We start from the raw sequence: 19,494 nt of genomic DNA on the forward strand, positions 1-19,494 counted from the left end.
GGTGCGACCGAAACGCTCCGCGAAGGCCGTGGGGGGCTTTGCGGGGCCTGGCGGTCGGTCGCACCGGGAAGCGCCGACGTGCCCGGCAGAATGACAGCGGCGGTGGACGGGTGGGGATCCGTCCACCGCCTGCTGGCGTAAAGATTTGTTGAACAAGAAAAATAGGGCGCGCCCGCCCCCGGGTCGTCAGGGAACCCGGGGACAGGCGCGGTCTATGGGGCCCTTGGCGGCCCAGGGGTCAGCGGCTGTCGCTGCCCTTCGCCTCGGCGGCCGCACGGCCCGCCTCGAGGCGCGCCACCGGGATCCGGAAGGGCGAGCAGGAGACGTAGTCGAGGCCGACCTCGTGGAAGAAGTGGACGGACTCGGGGTCGCCGCCGTGCTCGCCGCAGACGCCGAGCTTGAGGTCGGGGCGGGTGGCCCGGCCCTGCTTGACCGCGTGGCGCACGAGGGAGCCGACGCCGTCCTTGTCGATGGTCTCGAAGGGCGAGACCCCGAAGATGCCCTTCTCCAGGTAGGCGGTGAAGAAGCTGGCCTCGACGTCGTCGCGGGAGAAGCCCCACACCGTCTGGGTCAGGTCGTTCGTGCCGAAGGAGAAGAACTGCGCGGCCTCGGCGATCTGGGCGGCCGTCAGGGCGGCGCGCGGCAGCTCGATCATCGTGCCGATGCTCAGCTTGAGGCTGGTGCCAGTGGCGGCCTCGACCTCGGCGATGACCTGGTCGGCCTCGTCGCGGACGATCTCCAGCTCCTGGACGGTGCCGACGAGCGGGACCATGATCTCGGCGCGCGGGTCGCCCTTGGCGTTCTTGCGCTCGGCCGCGGCCTCGGCGATCGCCCGGACCTGCATCTTGAAGAGGCCGGGGATGACCAGGCCGAGGCGGACACCGCGCAGACCCAGCATCGGGTTCTGCTCGTGCAGCTTGTGCACGGCCTGGAGCAGGCGCAGGTCGTTCTCGTTGGCGTCCTTGCGGGACTCGGCGAGGGCGACGCGGACCGACAGCTCGGTGATGTCGGGCAGGAACTCGTGCAGCGGCGGGTCCAGGAGGCGGACGGTGACGGGCAGGCCGTCCATCGCCTCGAAGAGCTCGACGAAGTCCTTCTTCTGCAGCGGCAGGAGGGCACTGAGTGCCTCCTCGCGCTCTTCGTCGGTGTCCGCGAGGATCAGTCGCTCCACGAGTTCACGGCGCTCGCCGAGGAACATGTGCTCGGTGCGGCACAGGCCGATGCCCTGGGCGCCGAAGCGGCGGGCGCGCAGCGCGTCCTCGGCGTTGTCGGCGTTGGCGCGCACGCGCAGGCGGCGGACGCGGTCCGCGTAGGCCATGATCCGGTGCACGGCGGCGACGAGCTCGTCGGCGTCGTCGGCGCCGGCGTGCATGCGGCCCTCGAAGTACTCGACGACCGGGGACGGTACGACGGGTACCTCGCCGAGGTAGACCTTGCCGGTGGAGCCGTCGATGGAGACGACGTCGCCCTCTTCGATGACCGTCCCGCCGACCGTCAGGCGGCGGCGCTTGGTGTCGACGTCGAGGTCCTCGGCGCCGCAGACACAGGTCTTGCCCATGCCGCGGGCGACGACGGCGGCGTGCGAGGTCTTGCCGCCGCGCGAGGTGAGGATGCCCTCGGAGGCGATCATGCCGTCCAGGTCGTCCGGGTTGGTCTCGCGGCGGATCAGGATGACCTTCTCGCCGGAGCGGGACCACTTGACGGCCGTGTACGAGTCGAAGACGGCCTTGCCGACGGCCGCGCCCGGGGAGGCGGCGATGCCGCGGCCGAGCAGCTCGGTCTGCGCGTCCTCGTCGAAGCGCGGGAACATCAGCTGCGCCAGCTGGTGGCCGGTGACGCGCTGGAGCGCCTCGGCCTCGGTGATCAGGCCCTGGTCCACGAGCTGGGTGGCGATGCGGAAGGCGGCGCCGGCGGTGCGCTTGCCGACACGGGTCTGCAGCATCCAGAGCTGGCCGCGCTCGATGGTGAACTCGATGTCGCAGAGATCCTTGTAGTGGTTCTCCAGCGTCGTCATGATCGTCATGAGCTGGTCGTACGAGGCCTTGTCGATGGCCTCCAGGTCCGCGAGCGGCACGGTGTTGCGGATGCCCGCGACGACGTCCTCGCCCTGGGCGTTCTGCAGGTAGTCGCCGTAGACGCCCGCGTGGCCGCTTGCGGGGTCGCGGGTGAAGGCGACGCCGGTGCCGGAGTCGGGGCCGAGGTTGCCGAAGACCATGGAGCAGATGTTGACCGCGGTGCCCAGGTCGCTCGGGATGCGCTCCTGGCGGCGGTAGAGCTTGGCGCGTTCGGTGTTCCACGAGTTGAAGACGGCCTCGACGGCGAGGTCGAGCTGCTCGCGGGCGTCCTGCGGGAACTCGCGGCCGGCCTGCTTGGCGACGATCTTCTTGAAGCGGGTGACCAGCTTCTTGAGGTCGGCGGCGTCGAGGTCGGTGTCGACGGCGACCTTCTTGGCGGCCTTGGCCTCGTCGAGGGCTTCCTCGAAGAGCTCGCCGTCGACGTCCAGCACGGTCTTGCCGAACATCTGGATGAGGCGGCGGTACGAGTCCCACGCGAAGCGCTCGTTGCCGGCCTGGGCGGCGAGGCCCTTCACGGAGTCGTCGGAGAGACCGATGTTCAGGACGGTGTCCATCATGCCGGGCATCGAGAACTTCGCACCGGAGCGCACGGAGACCAGCAGCGGGTCGTCCGACTGTCCGAGCTTCTTGCCCATCTTCGCCTCGAGGGCCGCAAGGTGGGCGCTGACCTCTTCGCGCAGCTCGGCCGGGGCCGTGCCGCTCTCGAGGTAGACCTTGCAGGCCTCGGTGGTGATGGTGAAGCCGGGAGGGACCGGCAGACCCAGGTTGGTCATCTCGGCGAGGTTGGCACCCTTGCCGCCGAGAAGGTCCTTGAGGTCGCGGTTGCCCTCGGTGAAGTCGTAGACGAACTTCTGATCTTTGTTTTCCGACACGGGTCTCGACTCCTCGAGGCTCGGTGGCTGCCCTGACGGCCAGGAACATACCCAGATCGAAGGCTTCTGGGTACGTCCACTTGGCCGTCATACGGCCGTAACCACCCGTGCGCCAGCAGATCGAAAGTAACTCATGGGTAATCAGAAAGTAGGAACAGCGTTCACCTCCCGAAGGGCGAGGGGGCTCCTGAGGCCTGATCACGCTCGGATGAGCGATCATCGATACATTTGCGTTCAAGTATTGAACGCACAAAGGGTGGCACCCAGTGCCACCCTTTGAAAGTCTTACCCGTGATTTCTGTGCTCATCTGAGCGAAACCCTTCCCATGCGTGGCGTATATCACGCACCACGGAGGGCGATTTGTCAGCCTCCGGAGGTGTCCAGTTCAGCGTCCTCGCTCACACCGGCACAGTCGTACGGGTCCTTCAGCCAGCCGTCCGGCAGGACAACTCGGTTGTTTCCGGACGTCCGACCGCGAGGCCCGTCCGCGCTCTCCGGCCATGCTTGATCCAGATCGAGCTCGCTCAGATGAGCATCCAGTTCGGCCAGGGAGGAGGTGACCGCGAGCTTCTGACGCATCTCGGAGCCCACCGAGAAGCCCTTGAGGTACCAGGCCACGTGCTTACGGAAGTCGATCACCCCGCGTGCCTCGTCGCCGATCCACTCCCCCAGCAGCTCCGCGTGGCGGTGCATGCTGGCGGCCACCTCGCGCAGGGTGGGCTTGTGGAAGTCCTCGGGCCGCCCCTCGAAGGCCGCCACCAGGTCGTTGAACAGCCACGGCCGCCCCAGGCAGCCGCGGCCCACCACCACGCCGTCACAGCCGGTCTCGCGGACCATGCGCAGCGCGTCCTCGGCGCACCAGATGTCGCCGTTGCCGAGCACGGGGATCTCGGGCACGTGCTCCTTGAGCCGCGCGATGGCGTCCCAGTCGGCGGTGCCGCCGTAGTGCTGGGCGGTGGTGCGGCCGTGCAGGGCTATGGCGGTGACGCCCTCCTCGACGGCGATCCGGCCCGCGTCGAGGTAGGTGAGGTGGTCGTCGTTGATTCCCTTGCGCATCTTCATGGTGACCGGCAGGTCCCCAGCGCCGGCGACGGCCTCGCGCAGGATCGCCCGCAGCAGGTTGCGCTTGTACGGGAGGGCCGATCCGCCGCCCTTGCGGGTCACCTTGGGGACCGGGCAGCCGAAGTTCAGGTCGATGTGGTCGGCGCGGTCCTCGTCGACGATCATGCGGACCGCCTTGCCGACCGTGGCCGGGTCCACCCCGTACAGCTGAATCGAGCGGGGCTTCTCGGTCTCGTCGAAGTGGATCAGCTGCATGGTCTTGTCGTTGCGCTCGACCAGGGCGCGGGTCGTGATCATCTCGCTCACGAACAGCCCCTTGCCGCCCGAGAACTCCCGGCAGAGGGTACGGAACGGGGCATTGGTGATGCCGGCCATGGGTGCGAGCACCACCGGGGGCTGCACGGTGTGCGGGCCGATCGCGAGAGGCTGAGGGAGCGTGGTCATCCGCCCATTGTCCCGCATGCCGAGGGGGTGGCGCGGACGTAGCATCGGCGCATGATCGAGCCGAGTCCCCGGCAGCGCATGCTCGTCCTCGCGATCTGCTGCATGAGCCTGCTGATCGTCAGCCTCGACAACACCGTGCTCAACGTCGCCCTGCCCTCGATGCGCCGCGAGCTCGACGCCTCGGTCTCGGGGCTGCAGTGGAGCATCGACGCCTACACCCTCGTGCTGGCCTCGCTCCTGATGCTCGCGGGCTCCACGGCCGACCGGATCGGCCGCCGCAAGGTGTTCGTGGCGGGTCTGGTGGCCTTCACCGTCGGCTCCCTGCTGTGCTCGCTCGCCCCCAGTCTCGACTGGCTCATCGTCTTCCGGATGGTGCAGGCGGTGGGCGGCGCGATGCTCAACCCGGTGGCGATGTCGATCATCACCAACACCTTCACCGATCCCGCCGAGCGGGCCCGCGCCATCGGGGTGTGGGGGGCGGTCGGGGGCATCTCCATGGCCGCGGGCCCCCTCATCGGCGGGGTACTGGTGGACTCCGTGGGCTGGCGCTCGATCTTCCTGATCAATCTGCCGATCGGTCTGGCCGCGTTCGCGCTGACCCTGCGGCACATCCCCGAGTCCCGGGCCGCCCGGCCGCGCCGCCCGGACCCGCTGGGGCAGGTGCTGGTCATCGCCCTGCTGGGCAGCCTGACGTACGGGATCATCGAGGCGCCGGCCGCCGGCTGGCGCTCGCCGCTGATCATGGGGTGCGCGGTGGTGGCCTTCGCCTCGTTCGTGGGGCTGCTGATCCACGAGCCGCGGTGCAAGGAGCCGCTGATCGATCTGCGGTTCTTCCGGAGCGCGCCCTTCAGTGGGTCGACCGTGATCGCGATCAGCGCGTTCGCCGGGCTGGCCGGCTTCCTCTTCCTGAACACGCTGTACCTCCAGGACGTACGGGGGCTGAGCGCCCTGCACGCCGGGCTGTACATGCTGCCGATGGCCGGCCTGACCGTCGTGTTCGCGCCGCTGGCCGGACGGCTGGTGGGCAGCCGCGGGCCGCGGATCTGCCTGCTGATCGCGGGCGTGGCGATGGCGGCGAGCGGGCTGCTGTTCGCCCTGTTCGAGGCCGAGACGTCCAACCCGCTCCTGTTCACCGGATACATGCTGTTCGGGCTCGGCTTCGGCATGGTGAACGCGCCGATCACCAATACGGCGGTGTCCGGCATGCCCCGCTCCCAGGCGGGCGTCGCGGCCGCCATCGCCTCCACCAGCCGGCAGACCGGCGGCACGCTGGGCGTCGCGGTGATCGGCTCCGTGCTGGCGGCCGGGCTGGCGAGCGGCTCCGACTTCTCCGCGGCGGCCCAGCCGGCCTGGTGGATCATCACGGTCTGCGGGCTGCTCGTGCTGGTCGTGGGCGCGGCGACCAGCGGCAGCTGGGCCCGCGCGACGGCGGAACGCACCGCCCGCACCCTGGAGGACCCGGTGGGCGCCGCCGCCGTGACGGGCTCACCGCGCGGCTAGGCCGTCTCTGCCCCGGCTCTTCGGCGTCTCTTCGGCGTCTGGTGCGGCGCGTGCGGGCCGGGCCCGGGCGGCTATTCGCCGCAGCTGAAGTCCTCGGCCGAGGTGTTGACCCGGCCGAGGAGGCCGCGCAGGAGGTCGCACTCGGCGGCCGAGAGGCCCGCGAAGATGCCGCTCTCGACCTCGTCGAGGGCGGTGTTCGTCTTGTGGAGGGCGGCTTCGCCGGCGTCGGTGATGGCGACGATGTGCCGGCGTCGGTCGGCCGGGTCCCGGCGCCGTTCGGCCAGGCCCTCGCCCTCCAGGTCGTTCAGGATCCCGACGAGCACGCTCGGGTCCACCTCCAGCCGCTCGGCGAGCGCCCGCTGGCTGACGGGGCCGGCTTCCAGGTGCATCAGCGTCATCGCGTGCCGCGGGGTGAGGCCGGCCGCGCCGAGGGCCCGCTTCATCCGGGTCTGGGTGACCGATCCGTGCCAGGCCAGCAGCAGACCCAGCCGCTGCGGGGGGTGCGGTCCGTCCTGATCTGCCGTCATGGTCCACATCGTAGCAACCCTGAAATGATTGCGTTGGCGATATCATTGATGCCATTCAATGATTCCACACCATCGATCGTTGGAGACTTCCATGTTCACCGCCTACGCCGTCGTCGGCGTCCTGCTCGCCCTCGCCCTCACCGCTTCGGCCACCTTCACGCTCCAGCGCAACGACCAGATCGTGGCGAACATGCGACGCGTCCAGGTCCCTGACTCCTGGCTGCCGCGCCTGGCCTCCCTCAAGGCCGCGGGTGCGATCGGCCTGGTGGCCGGCCTGTGGGTGACTCCGCTCGGCGTGGCCGCGGCCGTCGGCGTGACCCTCTACTTCGTCGGCGCGGTCATCAGCCATCTCCGGGTCAAGGACTACGACCTGGCGCCGGCGGCCGTCCTCACCCTGGTCGCGGCGGCCGCCCTGGTGCTGCGGATCCTCGCCTGACACTGACGAGTGACAGATATTGAAATCTGTCACTCGTCATGCCATTCTCATTCCATGACGAAGAACGAGAACGCTTCCGCCACGACCACCGACCGACGGACCCTCGGCAGTACCGGCCCCTCCGTCTTCCCGCTGGGGCTGGGCTGCATGGGCATGTCCGCCCTCTACGGGGAGGCGGATCGCGCCGAGTCCATCGCGACCATCCACGCCTATCTGGAGGCAGCCCCCGACGGCACCGACACGCTGCTGGACACCGGCGACTTCTACGGCATGGGCCACAACGAACTGCTGATCAACGAAGCCCTGCGCACGGCGCCCGCCGCGGCCCGCGAGCGGGCGCTCACCAGCGTCAAGTTCGGCGCCCTGCGCACGGTCGAGGGCGGCTTCACCGGCTACGACGGCCGGCCCGAGGCCGTCAAGAACTTCCTGGCCTACTCGCTCCAGCGGCTCGGCCGGGACCACATCGACATCTACCGGATCGCCCGCGTCGACCCGGACGTGCCGATCGAGGAGACCGTCGGCGCCATCGCCGAGGCGGTCGCGGCGGGGCACGTGCGCCACATCGGCCTCTCCGAGGTCGGCGCGCAGACCCTGCGCCGGGCCGCGGCCGTGGCCCCGATCTCCGACCTCCAGATCGAGTATTCGCTGGTCTCCCGCGGCATCGAGGACGAGATCCTGCCGGCCGCCCGCGAGCTCGGCATAGGAATCACGGCGTACGGGGTGCTGTCGCGCGGCCTGATCAGCGGCCACTTCTCCCGCGACCGCACGCTGGCCCCGGGCGACTTCCGCGGGATGAGCCCCCGCTTCCAGGGCGACAACCTCGACCGGAACCTCGACCTGGTGGAGGCCCTGCGCAAGGTGGCCGAGAGCAAGGGCGTGAGCGTCGCCCAGACCGCCATCGCCTGGGTGCTCGCGCAGGGGCCGCGGCACGGGGTCGACATCGTGCCGCTGGTGGGTGCCCGACGCCGGGACCGGCTCGCCGAGGCACTGGGTGCCATGGACGTCACCCTCGACGCCGCCGACCTGGCTGCCGTCGAGGAGGCCGTCCCGGCCGGCGCCGCGGCGGGCGAGAGGTACCCGGCAGCGCAGATGGCCCACCTCGACAGTGAGCACTGAGCTGACGGTACGGTCGTACCCATGTCCCCCGCTGCTGCCGAGCCACTGACCCCCGAGCGCATCCTCGAAACCACCGAGGAGGTGCTGCGCCGCTTCGGCCCCACCAAGGCGACCGTGGTGGACGTGGCCCGCGCGCTGGGCGTCAGCCACGGCAGCGTGTACCGGCACTTCCCGTCGAAGGCGGCGCTGCGCGAGGCCGTCACGGACCGCTGGCTCGCCAGGAGCGTGGTCCTGCTGGAGGAGATCACCTCCGACCCCACGGGGAGCGCCCCGTCCAAGCTGGAGGCGTGGCTGGAGGCCCTTTTCGAGGCCAAGCGCCACAAGGCGGGCGACGACCCGGAACTGTTCGCCACCTACACGGTGCTGATCACCGAGAACAGCGACGTGGTGGACGCGCACCTGACCGAGCTGATCGACCAGCTGGGCCGGATCATCGCCGAGGGCGTCGCGGCCGGCACTCTCGCCGCCGACGATGTGCCGGCGGCGGCCCGCGCGGTCTTCGACGCCACCGGCCGTTTCCACGACCCGCAGTACGCGGCCGACTGGCTCTCGCCGACGATCATCACCGAGTTCGAGGCGGTCACTGCCCTCGTGCTCCGGGGCCTGCGCGCCTGACCCGGGAAGGCCACCAGCCGGAATCAGTCACTCCGGACAACTTGATGATCATTTTGGACGCGTTTGGGTTGTTCGCGTCCCGTCAAACTCCTTACGGTCCCCCTGCCGCACTTCATTTGGCACGTCTCAGGGGGAACCATGTCCGCTTCGGCAACTCAAGACACACAACCGGCGCCCCCCAAGCGCTCGGGCGGCGCCGCCGCACTCGGCTGGATCCTGACCATCGGGCTCAACGTGGTCGCGCCGATCATCACGTACAACGTGCTCACCGAGGACCACGGCTGGAGCGAGTTCTCCGCGCTGCTGCTGAGCAGCGCCTGGCCGGTGCTCGACAGCGTCATCAGCCTGGCCTGGCGGCGCAAGCTCGACGAGTTCGCCGTCGTCACCCTGGTTTTCCTGGTGATCACCGCGGTCGTCTCGCTCGTCGGCGCGCACTCGGCCCGCGCCCTGCTCATCAAGGACTCGGGGGTCACCGGGCTGTTCGGGCTGCTCTGCCTGGCGACGCTGCTCACGCCGCGCCCGCTGATGTTCTACTTCGGCCGCAAGTTCGCCACCGACGGCACCCCCGAGAGCACCGCCTGGTGGAACGGCCTGTGGCAGTACGAGGGCTTCCGCACCAGCATGAACCGGATGACGCTGGTGTGGGGCGTCGCGTACGTCACCGAGGCCGTCGTCCGCGTCGTCCTGGCGTTCACGCTCAGCACCAGGACCATGGTGGTGGTCAGCCCGGTCATGATCTACGGGGTGCTCGCCGCGCTCGGTGTGTGGACCGCCATGTATGGGAAGCGGTCCAGGGCCGAGGGAGAGCGCCGCGCGGCCGAGGCGGCGACCCGGGCGGAAGCGGCCTCCTGATCCGGGCCCGCCCCACGCAAAGACCGGTGGCCCGGTGCGCTGCGAGCGCACCGGGCCACCGGTCTTCGTACGTCAGGACCTAGCAGCCGAGCAGACGGCTGCCGAGGTAGGCCTGGATCTGGTCCAGGGAGACGCGCTCCTGCTTCATGGTGTCGCGCTCGCGCACGGTCACCGCGTTGTCGTCCAGGGTGTCGAAGTCGACGGTGACGCAGAACGGCGTACCGATCTCGTCCTGGCGGCGGTAGCGGCGGCCGATGGCGCCCGCGTCGTCGAACTCGATGTTCCAATTCTTGCGCAGGTCGGCGGCGAGGCCCTTGGCCTTCGGCGACAGCTGCGGGTTGCGGGACAGCGGCAGGACGGCGACCTTGATCGGGGCCAGGCGCGGGTCGAGGCGCATCACGGTGCGCTTCTCCATGACGCCCTTGGCGTTGGGGGCCTCGTCCTCGTTGTACGCGTCGAGCATGAAGGCGAGCATGGCGCGGTTGACACCGGCCGCCGGCTCGATGACGTACGGGGTGTAGCGCTCACCGGCCTCCTGGTCGAAGTAGGTGAGGTCCTGGCCGGAGGCGGCGGAGTGCGCCTTGAGGTCGAAGTCCGTGCGGTTGGCCACACCCTCGAGCTCGGAGAACTCGTTGCCACCGAAGTTGAAGCGGTACTCGATGTCGGCGGTGCGCTTCGAGTAGTGGGACAGCTTCTCCTTCGGGTGGTCGTACCAGCGGATGTTCTCCTCGCGGATGCCGAGGTCGCGGTACCAGTTCCACCGCTCCTGCATCCAGTACTCCTGCCACTGCTCGTCCTCGCCCGGCTTGACGAAGAACTCCATCTCCATCTGCTCGAACTCGCGCGTGCGGAAGATGAAGTTGCCCGGAGTGATCTCGTTCCGGAAGGACTTGCCCATCTGCGCGATGCCGAAGGGGGGCTTCTTGCGCGAAGTGACCTGCACCTGGGCGAAGTTGGTGAAGATGCCCTGGGCGGTCTCGGGGCGCAGGTACGCCTTCGAGCCGGTGTCCTGGGTCGGACCGAGGTGGGTCTCCAGCATGCCGGAGAACTGCTTGGGCTCGGTGAACTGGCCCTTCACACCGCAGTTGGGGCAGTTGATGTCGGCGAGACCATTGGCGGGCACACGGCCGTGCTTGGCCTCGTACGCCTCTTCAAGGTGGTCCGCGCGGTGGCGCTTGTGACACGAGGTGCACTCGGTCAGCGGGTCCGAGAAAGTGGCGACGTGGCCCGAGGCCACCCACACCTCGGGGGCCAGGATCACGGAGGAGTCGATACCGACGATGTCCTCACGCCCGGTGACCATCGCCTTCCACCACTGGCGCTTGATGTTCTCCTTGAGCTCGACACCGAGCGGGCCGTAGTCCCAGGCGGCCTTGGAGCCGCCGTAGATCTCACTGCACGGGAAAACGAAGCCACGGCGCTTGCTCAGGCTGACGATGGTTTCGATCTTGTCGGCGGCCACGGTGCTCTCTTCATTACGAGGACGAACGGCGAAGCCTTTAGATTACCGGCGCCCGCACCCCCCCTTTCAAATCGGTTCCCGTTCCAGGCCCGGCCACCCAGGCCTCCCACCTGCGTTTTTGACAATCGTTTCCATCTTTGATGAAAATGGATGTCATGAACGTACGCCGCCTCATACCCACCGCCGCCCTCGCCGGAGCCGTCGCCCTCGGCGCGACGACCCTGACCGCCTGCTCCGGAGCCGCCGCGGACGACGCCGGTGCGGACGGCAAGCTGGGCGTGACGGCCTCGTTCTACCCCCTGCAGTTCCTCGCCGAGCAGATCGGCAAGGACCACGTGCGGGTCACCACCCTGACCAAGCCGGGTGTGGAGCCGCACGACCTGGAGATCACCCCGAAGCAGACCAGCCGCCTCGGCCGGTCCGACGTGGTCCTCTACCTCAAGTCCCTCCAGCCCGCCGTCGACAAGGCCGTCGCCCAGTCCGGCGTGAAGACGGTCGTCGACGCCGCCGCCCTCACCTCGACGGAGTCCCACGGCGCCGCCGGCCACTCGCACGAGGGCGAGGAGGGCCACGGCGACGACCACGGACACAGCCACGGCGGGGACGGCAAGGACCCGCACGTCTGGCTCGACCCGGTCAAGTACGCCGAGATCGCCAAGGGCTTCGGCGCGGCCCTGGAGAAGGCCGACCCCGGCCACGCGGCGGACTACCGGAAGAACACCGACGAACTCGTGGCCAAGCTGACCGCGCTGAACACCGAGTTCGAGGGCGGCTTGAAGAACACGGCCACCAAGACCTTCATCACCACCCACTCCGCCTTCGGGCACCTCGCCGAGCGCTACGGCCTCGACCAGGAGGGCATCTCCGGCGTCGACCCCGAGGCCGAGCCGAGCCCGGCCCGGATGAAGGATCTTCAGGCCATCGCGAAGAAGGACAATGTCTCCACCGTGTTCTTCGAGACCCTGGCCAGCGACAAGACGGCCAACAGCCTCGCCTCGGACACGGGCCTGAAGACCGACGTCCTCGACCCCCTCGAAGGCATCACCGACAAGTCCCAGGGCGCCGACTACTTCGAGGTCATGCGTTCCAACCTGAAGAACCTCCAGAAGGCGCTCGGAGCCAAGTAGATGACAGCAGCAACGGAGGCGCGAGCCATGCAGTCGACGCCGGCACAGTCAGCGGACCAGCCCGTCATATCCCTGCGCGGGGCCACGGCCTCGCTCGGCTCGCGCCCCGTGCTGCGCGGAGTCGACCTCATCGTCCGCCGCGGCGAGGTCGTCGCCCTGCTCGGCGCCAACGGCTCCGGCAAGTCCACGGCCGTCCGCGCCGTGGTCGGCCAAGTCCCCCTCAGCGGCGGCGAGCTGTCTCTGTTCGGCACCGACTTCAAGCGCTTCCGGCAATGGTCGCGCATCGGGTACGTCCCGCAGCGCACCACCGCCGCGAGCGGCGTCCCCGCCACCGTCCGCGAGGTCGTCTCCTCCGGGCGGCTGGCCCGCTCCCGCTTCGGGATCCCGCGCAAGGCCGACCGGGCCGCCGTCATGCGCGCACTGGAGCTGGTGGAGATGGACGGGTACGCCGACGCCTCGGTCAACGCCCTCTCCGGCGGTCAGCACCAGCGCGTGCTGATCGCCCGGGCCCTCGCCGTGGAACCCGAACTGCTGATCATGGACGAGCCGATGGCCGGCGTGGACCTCGCCAACCAGGAGGTCCTCGCGAGTGCCCTGCGCGCGCAGGTGGCCGCCGGCGCCACCGTGCTGCTCGTCCTGCACGAGCTGGGCCCGCTGGAGCCGCTGATCGACCGCGCCGTCGTCCTGCGCGACGGGTGCGTGGTCCATGACGGTCCGCCGCCGGAGGCCGTGGGACAGCACGCCCTGCCCGGCCACGACCACGTACACCCCCACGCGGCGCACGACGCCGAGCCCCTCCGGACGGGACTGCTGAGCTGATGGACCTCCTCCAGGACCCCTTCATGGTGCGTGCGCTGATCGCCGCCGGACTGGTCGGACTGACCGCCCCGGCCATCGGCACGTATCTCGTCCAGCGCCGTCAGGCGGTCATGGGCGACGGCCTCGGCCACGTGGCCATGACCGGCGTCGCGCTGGGCTTCGTGCTCCACACCAGCCCGGTGTGGATGGCCACGCTCGTCGCGGTCATCGGTGCGATCGCCATGGAGATGATCCGGGCCCGCGGCAAGACCAGCGGCGACGTCGCGCTCGCGATGCTCTTCTACGGCGGCCTGGCGGGCGGCGTCATGATCATCAATGTCGGCGGCGGCACCACGGCCATGCTGCTGGGCTCGATGTTCGGCTCGATCACCACCGTGTCCGCGTCGGACGTCGTCGCCATGGTGATCCTGGCGGTCTTCGTCCTCTCCGTCACCGTCGGACTGCGCCGCCAGTTCTTCGCCGTCTGCCAGGACGAGGAGTTCGCCCGCGTCACGGGGCTGCCCGTGCGGGCGCTGAACCTGCTGATCGCGATCACCGCCGCCGTCACCGTCACCGTCGCGATGCGCATCGTCGGCCTGCTGCTGGTCAGCGCCATGATGGTGATCCCGGTCGCGGCCGCGCAGCGCCTGACGCGCGGTTTCGCCGCCACCCTCGGCCTGGGCATGGCCATCAGCCTCACCGTCGCGCTGACCGGCACGACGGCCACGTACTACCTCGACGCGCCCTCGGGTGCGACGATCGTGCTCCTCGCGATCGCCGTCTTCATGGCGATGACGGCCCTGTCCGCCCCCCTTGCCCGACGCCGGGCCAGAGCGGCGCTCGCGGCCGAAGAGGTCTGCACGGGCGACGATGTGAAGGTCTAGCGGGCTGGCACAATGGCCGCAGGCCTATACGAGGAGGAACCGGTGGCGACTGCGCCTGGCGAGATGAATACCGCGCCAGTACGAGGGCGATCCACCCGGCAGCGGGCCGCGGTCGCGGCGGCGCTGGACGAGGTGGACGAATTCCGCAGCGCCCAGGAGCTCCACGACATGCTCAAGCACCGCGGCGACTCCGTGGGCCTGACCACCGTCTACCGCACCCTGCAGTCCCTCGCGGACGCCGGTGAGGTCGACGTCCTGCGCACCAGCGACGGCGAGTCCGTCTACCGCCGCTGTTCCACCGGCGACCACCACCATCACCTGGTCTGCCGCAAGTGCGGCAAGGCGGTCGAGGTGGAGGGACCGGCCGTGGAGAAGTGGGCCGAGTCCATTGCGGCCGAGCACGGCTATGTGAACGTGGCGCACACGGTGGAGATCTTCGGCACCTGCGCCGACTGCGCGGCCGCGGGCTAGGTCGTCTCTTTCGGATCTTGTCGGCCCGGCAAGATCCGAAAGAGACGATCTAGATCCTGCGCAGGTTCCGCTCCAGGACCGCGCGCAGCCGGTCGGCGTCGGCCGGGGCCTGGGCTCCGCGCTTCGGCAGCACCTGGACGGCGCTCTCGCGCCTGCCGCCGAAGAGGACGAACAGCTCCGGCGTCTCGGCGTATGCAGGGAAGCCCGTCCAGTCGACCGTCACGGCCTCGATTTCGCCCGTAGTGACGGCGCCCAGCTCGTCGACGACCGTGCGGCACTGCCCGTACCGCTCCGCCGCGGCGTACGCCTGGCGAACCGTGCTGCGCCGGGCCCATCCGAGGGCGACCACCGCGATGCCCGTGGTGATCACCGTCGAGATCGTGGTCGCGGCCGGGCCGGAGCCCCGGAACACCCCCAGTCCCACCATGACGGCGGGCGGCAGCAGCAGGATCAGCAGCGCCTCCAGTCGGCCTGCGGCGGTCCGGCGGGCTCGGATCCGGGCGGCTCCCCGGAGGTCGGCGAGCGTCAGCCGGTAGACGAGCACGACCTGCTCACCCGTCTGCCCGGCCCGCTCGCCGCTGCCCTCGGCCTGACCTGTGTGTTCCCCGCCCGTGTTCACACGGGTGACCATAGGCCGCGGCTCAGCCCGTGGCGCCCTCGGACTGGTTCGGGACGGCCCCGCCGAAGCGGCGGTCGCGCTGGGCGTACTCCAGGCACGCCGCCCAGAGGTTGCGGCGGTCGAAGTCCGGCCACAGCACGTCCTGGAAGACCATCTCGGCGTACGCGCTCTGCCAGAGCAGGTAGTTGGAGGTGCGCTGCTCCCCGCTGGGGCGCAGGAAGAGGTCCACGTCCGGCATGTCCGGGTAGTACATGTACTTCGCGAAGGTCTTCTCGTTCACCTTCGACGGGTCCAGCCGGCCGGCGGCCACATCACGGGCGATGGCCTGAGCCGCGTCCGAGATCTCCGCGCGGCCGCCGTAGTTGACGCAGAAGTACAGGGTCATGGCGTCGTTGTCGACGGTCTGCTCCTGTGCGACCTGGAGCTCTTGGACGACCGACTTCCACATCTTCGGCATGCGGCCGACCCAGCGGATGCGGATGCCGAGCTCGTTCATCTCGTCGCGGCGGCGCCGGATCACGTCGCGGTTGAAGTTCATGAGGAAGCGGACCTCGTCGGGGGAGCGCTTCCAGTTCTCCGTCGAGAAGGCATACAGGGAGAGGTTCTTGACGCCCATCTCCAGGCAGCCCTTGAGCACGTCGAGCACGACGCCCTCGCCGACCTTGTGGCCCTCGGTGCGCGGCAGCCCGCGCTCCTTGGCCCAGCGGCCGTTGCCGTCCATGACGATGGCCACGTGGTTCGGGACCAGCTCGCCGGGGATCTTCGGCGGAACCGCGCCGGACGGGTGCGGCTCGGGAACCTTGTACTCGCGGCGAGAGCGCCCCAGAATCCCGCGTCGTGCCATGTGCCCAGCTCCTATTTCTCGACGTATCGCAGGGAGCGTAGCCCGCGCTCCAGATGCCAGTGCAAATAGGCGGAGACCAGCCCGCTGCCCTCCCGCACGTGACGCGCCTCGCACGCGTCGGCATGCCCCCAGTCGCCCGTCAGCAGGGCGCTGAGCAGGGCGATGGCCTCAGACGAGGGTACGACGCTGCCGGGCACCCGGCAGTCCCCGCATATCACTCCGCCCGCGGCGACGGAGAAGTGCCGGTTGGGTCCGTGGATGCCGCACTTCGCGCAGTCCTCGAAGCTGGGCGCGTAGCCGTTGACGGCGAGGGAGCGCAGCAGGAAGGCGTCGAGGATGAGGTGGGGCTCGTGCTCGCCGCGCGAGAGGGTGCGCAGGGCTCCGACGAGCAGCAGGTACTGCTGCACGGCGGGCTCGCCCTCGTTCTCGGTGAACCGCTCGGCGGTCTCCAGCATGGCGGTGCCGGCGGTGTAGCGGGCGTAGTCGGTGACGATGCCGTTGCCGTACGGGGCGATGATCTCGGTCTGGGTGCAGAGCGGGAGGCTGCGGCCGATCAGCTCGCTGCCCCGGGCGAAGAACTGCACGTCGGCGTGGGAGAAAGGTTCCAGCCGGGCGCCGAATTTGGATTTCGTACGCCGGACCCCGCGGGCGACGGCCCGCACCCGGCCGTGACCGCGGGTCAGCAGCGTGATGATGCGGTCCGCCTCACCCAGCTTCTGGGTGCGCAGCACGATGCCGTCGTCGCGGAACAGACTCATGCGCCCATTGTCACCCGCCCGGCGGTGGTTCCGGGGACAGCACCGGCCCCCCGCCCGGACCGCGGGGGTCCGGACGGGGGGCGGGCACCCCTTGGGAGGATCAGGGAGCGGAGGTGTCCGCGCCGTTCGCCGGCCCGGAGCCGCCGGACGTCTCCGCACCGGCCTTCTCCGCGCCGGCATTCTGCGCATCGGCCTTCTCGGCACCGGCCTTCTCCGCGCTGCCCTTCTCCGCGCCGGCCGCCGGGGCCGCCGCCTGTCCGGGCACCGCCGCGGAGACCGCCTCGGCCACTTCGATGCCGCGTCCGTGCGCGTCGTCCTTGCCCAGACCGTTGAAGATCAGGTTGAGGACGATGGCCGCCGTGGCGCCGAGCGTCACACCGCTGTTGAGCAGCGAGGACAGGTCCGGGTCCATGTGCTTGGCGAAGAAGACCGGGACGGTCGCCGGAAGCAGGGCGAAGGCGAGGGAGACGCCGACGATCAGCGCGTTCTTCTCCTCCTTCAGGTCCACCTTGCCCAGGGTCTGGATACCGGCCAGGGCGACCATGGCGAACATGACGGTCGCGGCGCCGCCGAGGACCCCGTGCGGGACGGCGGCGACGATCGCGGCGGCCTTGGGCAGCATCCCCAGGATGATCATGAACACACCCGCGGCGACGACCACGAACCGGCTCTTCACCTTCGTCATCCGCACCAGGCCGACGTTCTCGGCGAAGGCCACGTACGGGAAGGAGTTGAGGACACCGCCGAGGGCGGTCGCGGCGCCGTCGGCACGCAGGGCGCGCGCCACGGTCTCGCTGTCGACCTCCTTGCCGACGATGTCGCCGACGGCGTACGTGTCACCGGTCGTCTCGACCATGGTGATCAGCATGACGATGAGCATCAGGACGATCGGGAACCATTCGAACTTCGGGACACCGAAGTGGAAGGGGGTGGTGACGCCGACCCAGTCGGAGTTGCTCACGTCGCCGAACTTCGCGTCTCCGAGGAGGAAGGCGACGGTGGTGCCGACGACCAGGCCGAGGAGGATCGAGATGCTGGAGAGGAACGGCTTGCCGATCTTCATCAGGATCAGGATGAAGAGCATCGTGCCGCCGGCGTAGGCGAAGTTCTTCGGCTCTCCGAAGTCGGGGCTGCCGAGGCCGCCGGCCGCGTCGTTGAGGCCGACCGGGATCAGGACGATGCCCAGAACGGTGATCACCGTGCCGGTGACGACCGGCGGGAACAGCCGCATGACGGTCCGGAAGGCCTTGGCCGGCAGCCAGGCGAAGGCGAAGGTGGCGATACCGGCGGTGATCACCGCGCCGTAGATGACCAGGAGGGCGGCGGTACCGCCCCCGGCGCCGAGACCGATGGCGATCATCGGGGAGACCGCGGTGAAGGTCACGCCCTGGATCAGTGGCAGTCGCGCACCGATCCGGCCTATGCCCCAGGCCTGGATGATCGAGGCGATACCGCAGGTGAAGAGGTCCGCGTTGATCAGGTAGACCAGCTGTTCAGGGCTCAGCTTCAGCGCATTGCCGACGATGATCGGAACGATCACCGCGCCGGCGTAGAAGGCGAGTACGTGCTGGAAGCCGTACAGCGCGAGCTTGGGGACGGGGAGCACCTCGTCGACCGGGTGCGTGCTCTGCTCTCCGTCGGTGGAAAGCCGGGCGGCGACACGTGCCATCTCAGCCTTGCCCTTCAAGGTAGGTAAGTGAGAGGAGATCTGGTTGTCCCTGGGCGCAGTGGGTCGCTAACCCGTTGGTACGCCAGGGTTGTCAGTGCGTTCACGGTGAGGTGAATCGAAGCCGCGCTGTGTTAACGGCGCCGTCTTGTCGTGTGACCGGAATTGAACGCCTGTGGGGGGCCTCACAGATATCGTCGACTTCTACAAACTGTTGACCTTGAGGCAGGCCCGATCTGTAGGTTTCTCCAGTGGTGCGGGCTCGTCGACAGGGGTATGTGCACAGCCCTCCAGGGCCGGCCGTTCCTGCCGCGCGTTCGCCGAGCGCACCCACCGTGACGTGCGCGTATGGGCTCTACGATCCTCCGGGCAGGCGCATCCGAATGCGCCGTTCCGGCCGTCCGACTGGTGGACACGTCGAGCGTGGAGGAGACGCGTCCGGCCTTCACGCGGCGTTCACGCGTCCCGAAATCGTCCCTGTGAGGCCGGATCGTTACGTCACGGAAGGCCGTTTCGGACGGATCGGAGTCCGCGGACCGGACACGCAGCGGCCCCACCCGTGGATCCGCGCGGGGCCGCCTCGTATCCGGTCCGCGGGAGCGGGGATCCGGGCCGCGGGTCACAGGCCGCGCGGACCACGGAACCACCGGGCCGCGCAGCTGCGCGCTACGGCGCGCGTACCGCCGACAGCAGCCGGGCCACCTCGTCCGTGTCGATCCGCAGCGCCGAGCCGACCGTCGCGAGCACCTCGCGCTCGGCCGGGGTGTACGGGCCGTCCGCGAGCGCGATACGGGCCCCCTGGAGCAGGATCGATTCGCGGCCCGGGCCGGCCAGGTGCGGAGCCAGCGGCTCCAGGGCCTCGTGGAGCTCTATCGACAGCGCGGCCCCGCAGCACTCGGGGACGTCGTACAGCCCGAGCCGGCCCTCGTCGGTGGACAGCGCCTCCACGAGGGACTCCAGCTGCTCCTCGGTGCAGTCCTGGAAGCCCGCGGCCCGTACGGCGCCCACGGCGGCCTCCAGTGCGCTGCGCGAGGCCGTCCCGCCCGCGGTGAGCACGGCGAGCGCCACGGTGTGCACGGCGTCGCGCAGGAGGGCCGTGAAGCGCGTGGTGGTGAGGTGGTCCAGGACGTCCGTGTCGAAGCGGGCGCGGCAGCCCTGGCACTCGATGACGGGCCCGTCCTGCCCGCGGGGCAGCAGCGGCACACCGAGGACGGTGAACCGGCGTCGTCCGGTGCGCCGGCGGTAGTTCCGGTCGCCACCGCAGGCCGGGCAGAAGAACTCCCCGTCACCCACGGTGCTCCAGGTGGTACGGGTGCCCCAGACCGTCAGCTTCCGGCCGTCCCCACCCCGAACTGGCAGCACGTC

Annotated in this window: 18 protein-coding genes; 9 read left to right on the top strand and 9 right to left on the bottom strand. The window is 69.6% G+C overall.

From position 1 onward, the window contains the following. Window positions 1–238 precede the first annotated feature (238 nt). Both ppdK and dusB read right to left on the bottom strand, forming a co-directional pair. Window positions 239–2,947, bottom strand: coding sequence for a pyruvate, phosphate dikinase (gene ppdK, locus OG753_RS15550; protein WP_327262387.1), 2,709 nt, complete (start codon window positions 2,945–2,947; stop codon window positions 239–241). Window positions 2,948–3,311: 364 nt separating this feature from the next. Next, on the bottom strand, window positions 3,312–4,454 hold the full coding sequence (gene dusB / locus OG753_RS15555; RefSeq protein ID WP_327262388.1) for a tRNA dihydrouridine synthase DusB: 1,143 nt from the start codon (window positions 4,452–4,454) through the stop codon (window positions 3,312–3,314). A 51-nt stretch (window positions 4,455–4,505) separates the two neighbouring features. Here dusB and OG753_RS15560 point away from each other — a divergent pair, with 51 nt between their 5' ends. Next, window positions 4,506–5,954, top strand: a complete 1,449-nt coding sequence (locus tag OG753_RS15560; RefSeq protein WP_405788812.1) for an MFS transporter — start codon at window positions 4,506–4,508, stop codon at window positions 5,952–5,954. 71 nt (window positions 5,955–6,025) lie between these two features. On the opposite strand, the gene OG753_RS15565 is transcribed toward OG753_RS15560, so the two are convergent. Further along, the gene (locus OG753_RS15565; protein ID WP_405788814.1) at window positions 6,026–6,481 is read right to left on the bottom strand and encodes a MarR family winged helix-turn-helix transcriptional regulator; all 456 of its coding nucleotides are present in this window, start codon (window positions 6,479–6,481) and stop codon (window positions 6,026–6,028) included. 79 nt (window positions 6,482–6,560) lie between these two features. On the opposite strand from OG753_RS15565, the gene OG753_RS15570 reads away from it, so the two are divergent. From OG753_RS15570 to OG753_RS15585, 4 genes are all read left to right on the top strand, one after another. Continuing rightward, on the top strand, window positions 6,561–6,917 hold the full coding sequence (locus OG753_RS15570) for a DoxX family protein (RefSeq protein WP_405788816.1): 357 nt from the start codon (window positions 6,561–6,563) through the stop codon (window positions 6,915–6,917). 54 nt (window positions 6,918–6,971) lie between these two features. Further along, window positions 6,972–8,033, top strand: coding sequence for an aldo/keto reductase (locus OG753_RS15575; protein WP_327262392.1), 1,062 nt, complete (start codon window positions 6,972–6,974; stop codon window positions 8,031–8,033). Between the two features lie 21 nt (window positions 8,034–8,054). Continuing rightward, on the top strand, window positions 8,055–8,648 hold the full coding sequence (locus OG753_RS15580; RefSeq protein ID WP_327262393.1) for a TetR family transcriptional regulator: 594 nt from the start codon (window positions 8,055–8,057) through the stop codon (window positions 8,646–8,648). Window positions 8,649–8,786: 138 nt separating this feature from the next. Next, window positions 8,787–9,500 (top strand): VC0807 family protein, encoded by a 714-nt coding sequence (locus tag OG753_RS15585; protein WP_405788817.1) that lies wholly within the window; start codon window positions 8,787–8,789, stop codon window positions 9,498–9,500. Between the two features lie 79 nt (window positions 9,501–9,579). Here the strand turns inward: OG753_RS15585 and OG753_RS15590 are convergent, their stop codons facing one another. Next, on the bottom strand, window positions 9,580–10,962 hold the full coding sequence (locus OG753_RS15590; protein ID WP_327262395.1) for a glycine--tRNA ligase: 1,383 nt from the start codon (window positions 10,960–10,962) through the stop codon (window positions 9,580–9,582). 155 nt (window positions 10,963–11,117) lie between these two features. Here OG753_RS15590 and OG753_RS15595 point away from each other — a divergent pair, with 155 nt between their 5' ends. Genes OG753_RS15595 through OG753_RS15610 form a run of 4 tightly spaced genes read left to right on the top strand, consistent with a single transcriptional unit; the run spans window position 11,118 to window position 14,242 of the window. Further along, window positions 11,118–12,089: a metal ABC transporter substrate-binding protein gene (locus OG753_RS15595; protein WP_327262396.1), complete on the top strand. Its 972-nt coding sequence runs from the start codon at window positions 11,118–11,120 to the stop codon at window positions 12,087–12,089. A gap of 27 nt (window positions 12,090–12,116) precedes the next feature. Further along, entirely contained in the window at window positions 12,117–12,908 is a 792-nt protein-coding gene (locus OG753_RS15600; protein ID WP_327266772.1) for a metal ABC transporter ATP-binding protein, read from the top strand. After that, on the top strand, window positions 12,908–13,771 hold the full coding sequence (locus OG753_RS15605; protein ID WP_327262397.1) for a metal ABC transporter permease: 864 nt from the start codon (window positions 12,908–12,910) through the stop codon (window positions 13,769–13,771). The genes OG753_RS15600 and OG753_RS15605 overlap by 1 nt, the downstream gene beginning before the upstream one ends. 42 nt (window positions 13,772–13,813) lie before the next feature. After that, window positions 13,814–14,242 carry a Fur family transcriptional regulator gene (locus OG753_RS15610; protein WP_078626133.1) on the top strand — a complete coding sequence of 143 codons (429 nt, stop codon included), beginning with the start codon at window positions 13,814–13,816 and terminating at the stop codon, window positions 14,240–14,242. A 49-nt stretch (window positions 14,243–14,291) separates the two neighbouring features. On the opposite strand, the gene OG753_RS15615 is transcribed toward OG753_RS15610, so the two are convergent. From OG753_RS15615 to OG753_RS15635, 5 genes are all read right to left on the bottom strand, one after another. Next, window positions 14,292–14,861, bottom strand: coding sequence for a YcxB family protein (locus OG753_RS15615; RefSeq protein ID WP_405788819.1), 570 nt, complete (start codon window positions 14,859–14,861; stop codon window positions 14,292–14,294). A 22-nt stretch (window positions 14,862–14,883) separates the two neighbouring features. Beyond that, entirely contained in the window at window positions 14,884–15,705 is an 822-nt protein-coding gene (locus OG753_RS15620) for an isoprenyl transferase (protein WP_327262399.1), read from the bottom strand. An 11-nt stretch (window positions 15,706–15,716) separates the two neighbouring features. Further along, the gene (recO, locus tag OG753_RS15625; RefSeq protein ID WP_030757462.1) at window positions 15,717–16,463 is read right to left on the bottom strand and encodes a DNA repair protein RecO; all 747 of its coding nucleotides are present in this window, start codon (window positions 16,461–16,463) and stop codon (window positions 15,717–15,719) included. A 100-nt stretch (window positions 16,464–16,563) separates the two neighbouring features. Continuing rightward, entirely contained in the window at window positions 16,564–18,132 is a 1,569-nt protein-coding gene (locus tag OG753_RS15630; protein ID WP_405788820.1) for a nucleobase:cation symporter-2 family protein, read from the bottom strand. A 663-nt stretch (window positions 18,133–18,795) separates the two neighbouring features. After that, the gene (locus OG753_RS15635) at window positions 18,796–19,491 is read right to left on the bottom strand and encodes a TerB family tellurite resistance protein (protein ID WP_327262401.1); all 696 of its coding nucleotides are present in this window, start codon (window positions 19,489–19,491) and stop codon (window positions 18,796–18,798) included. Between the last annotated feature and the right edge of the window lie 3 nt (window positions 19,492–19,494).

Source organism: Streptomyces sp. NBC_00029, assembly GCF_045160505.1.
Lineage (GTDB): Bacteria > Actinomycetota > Actinomycetes > Streptomycetales > Streptomycetaceae > Streptomyces.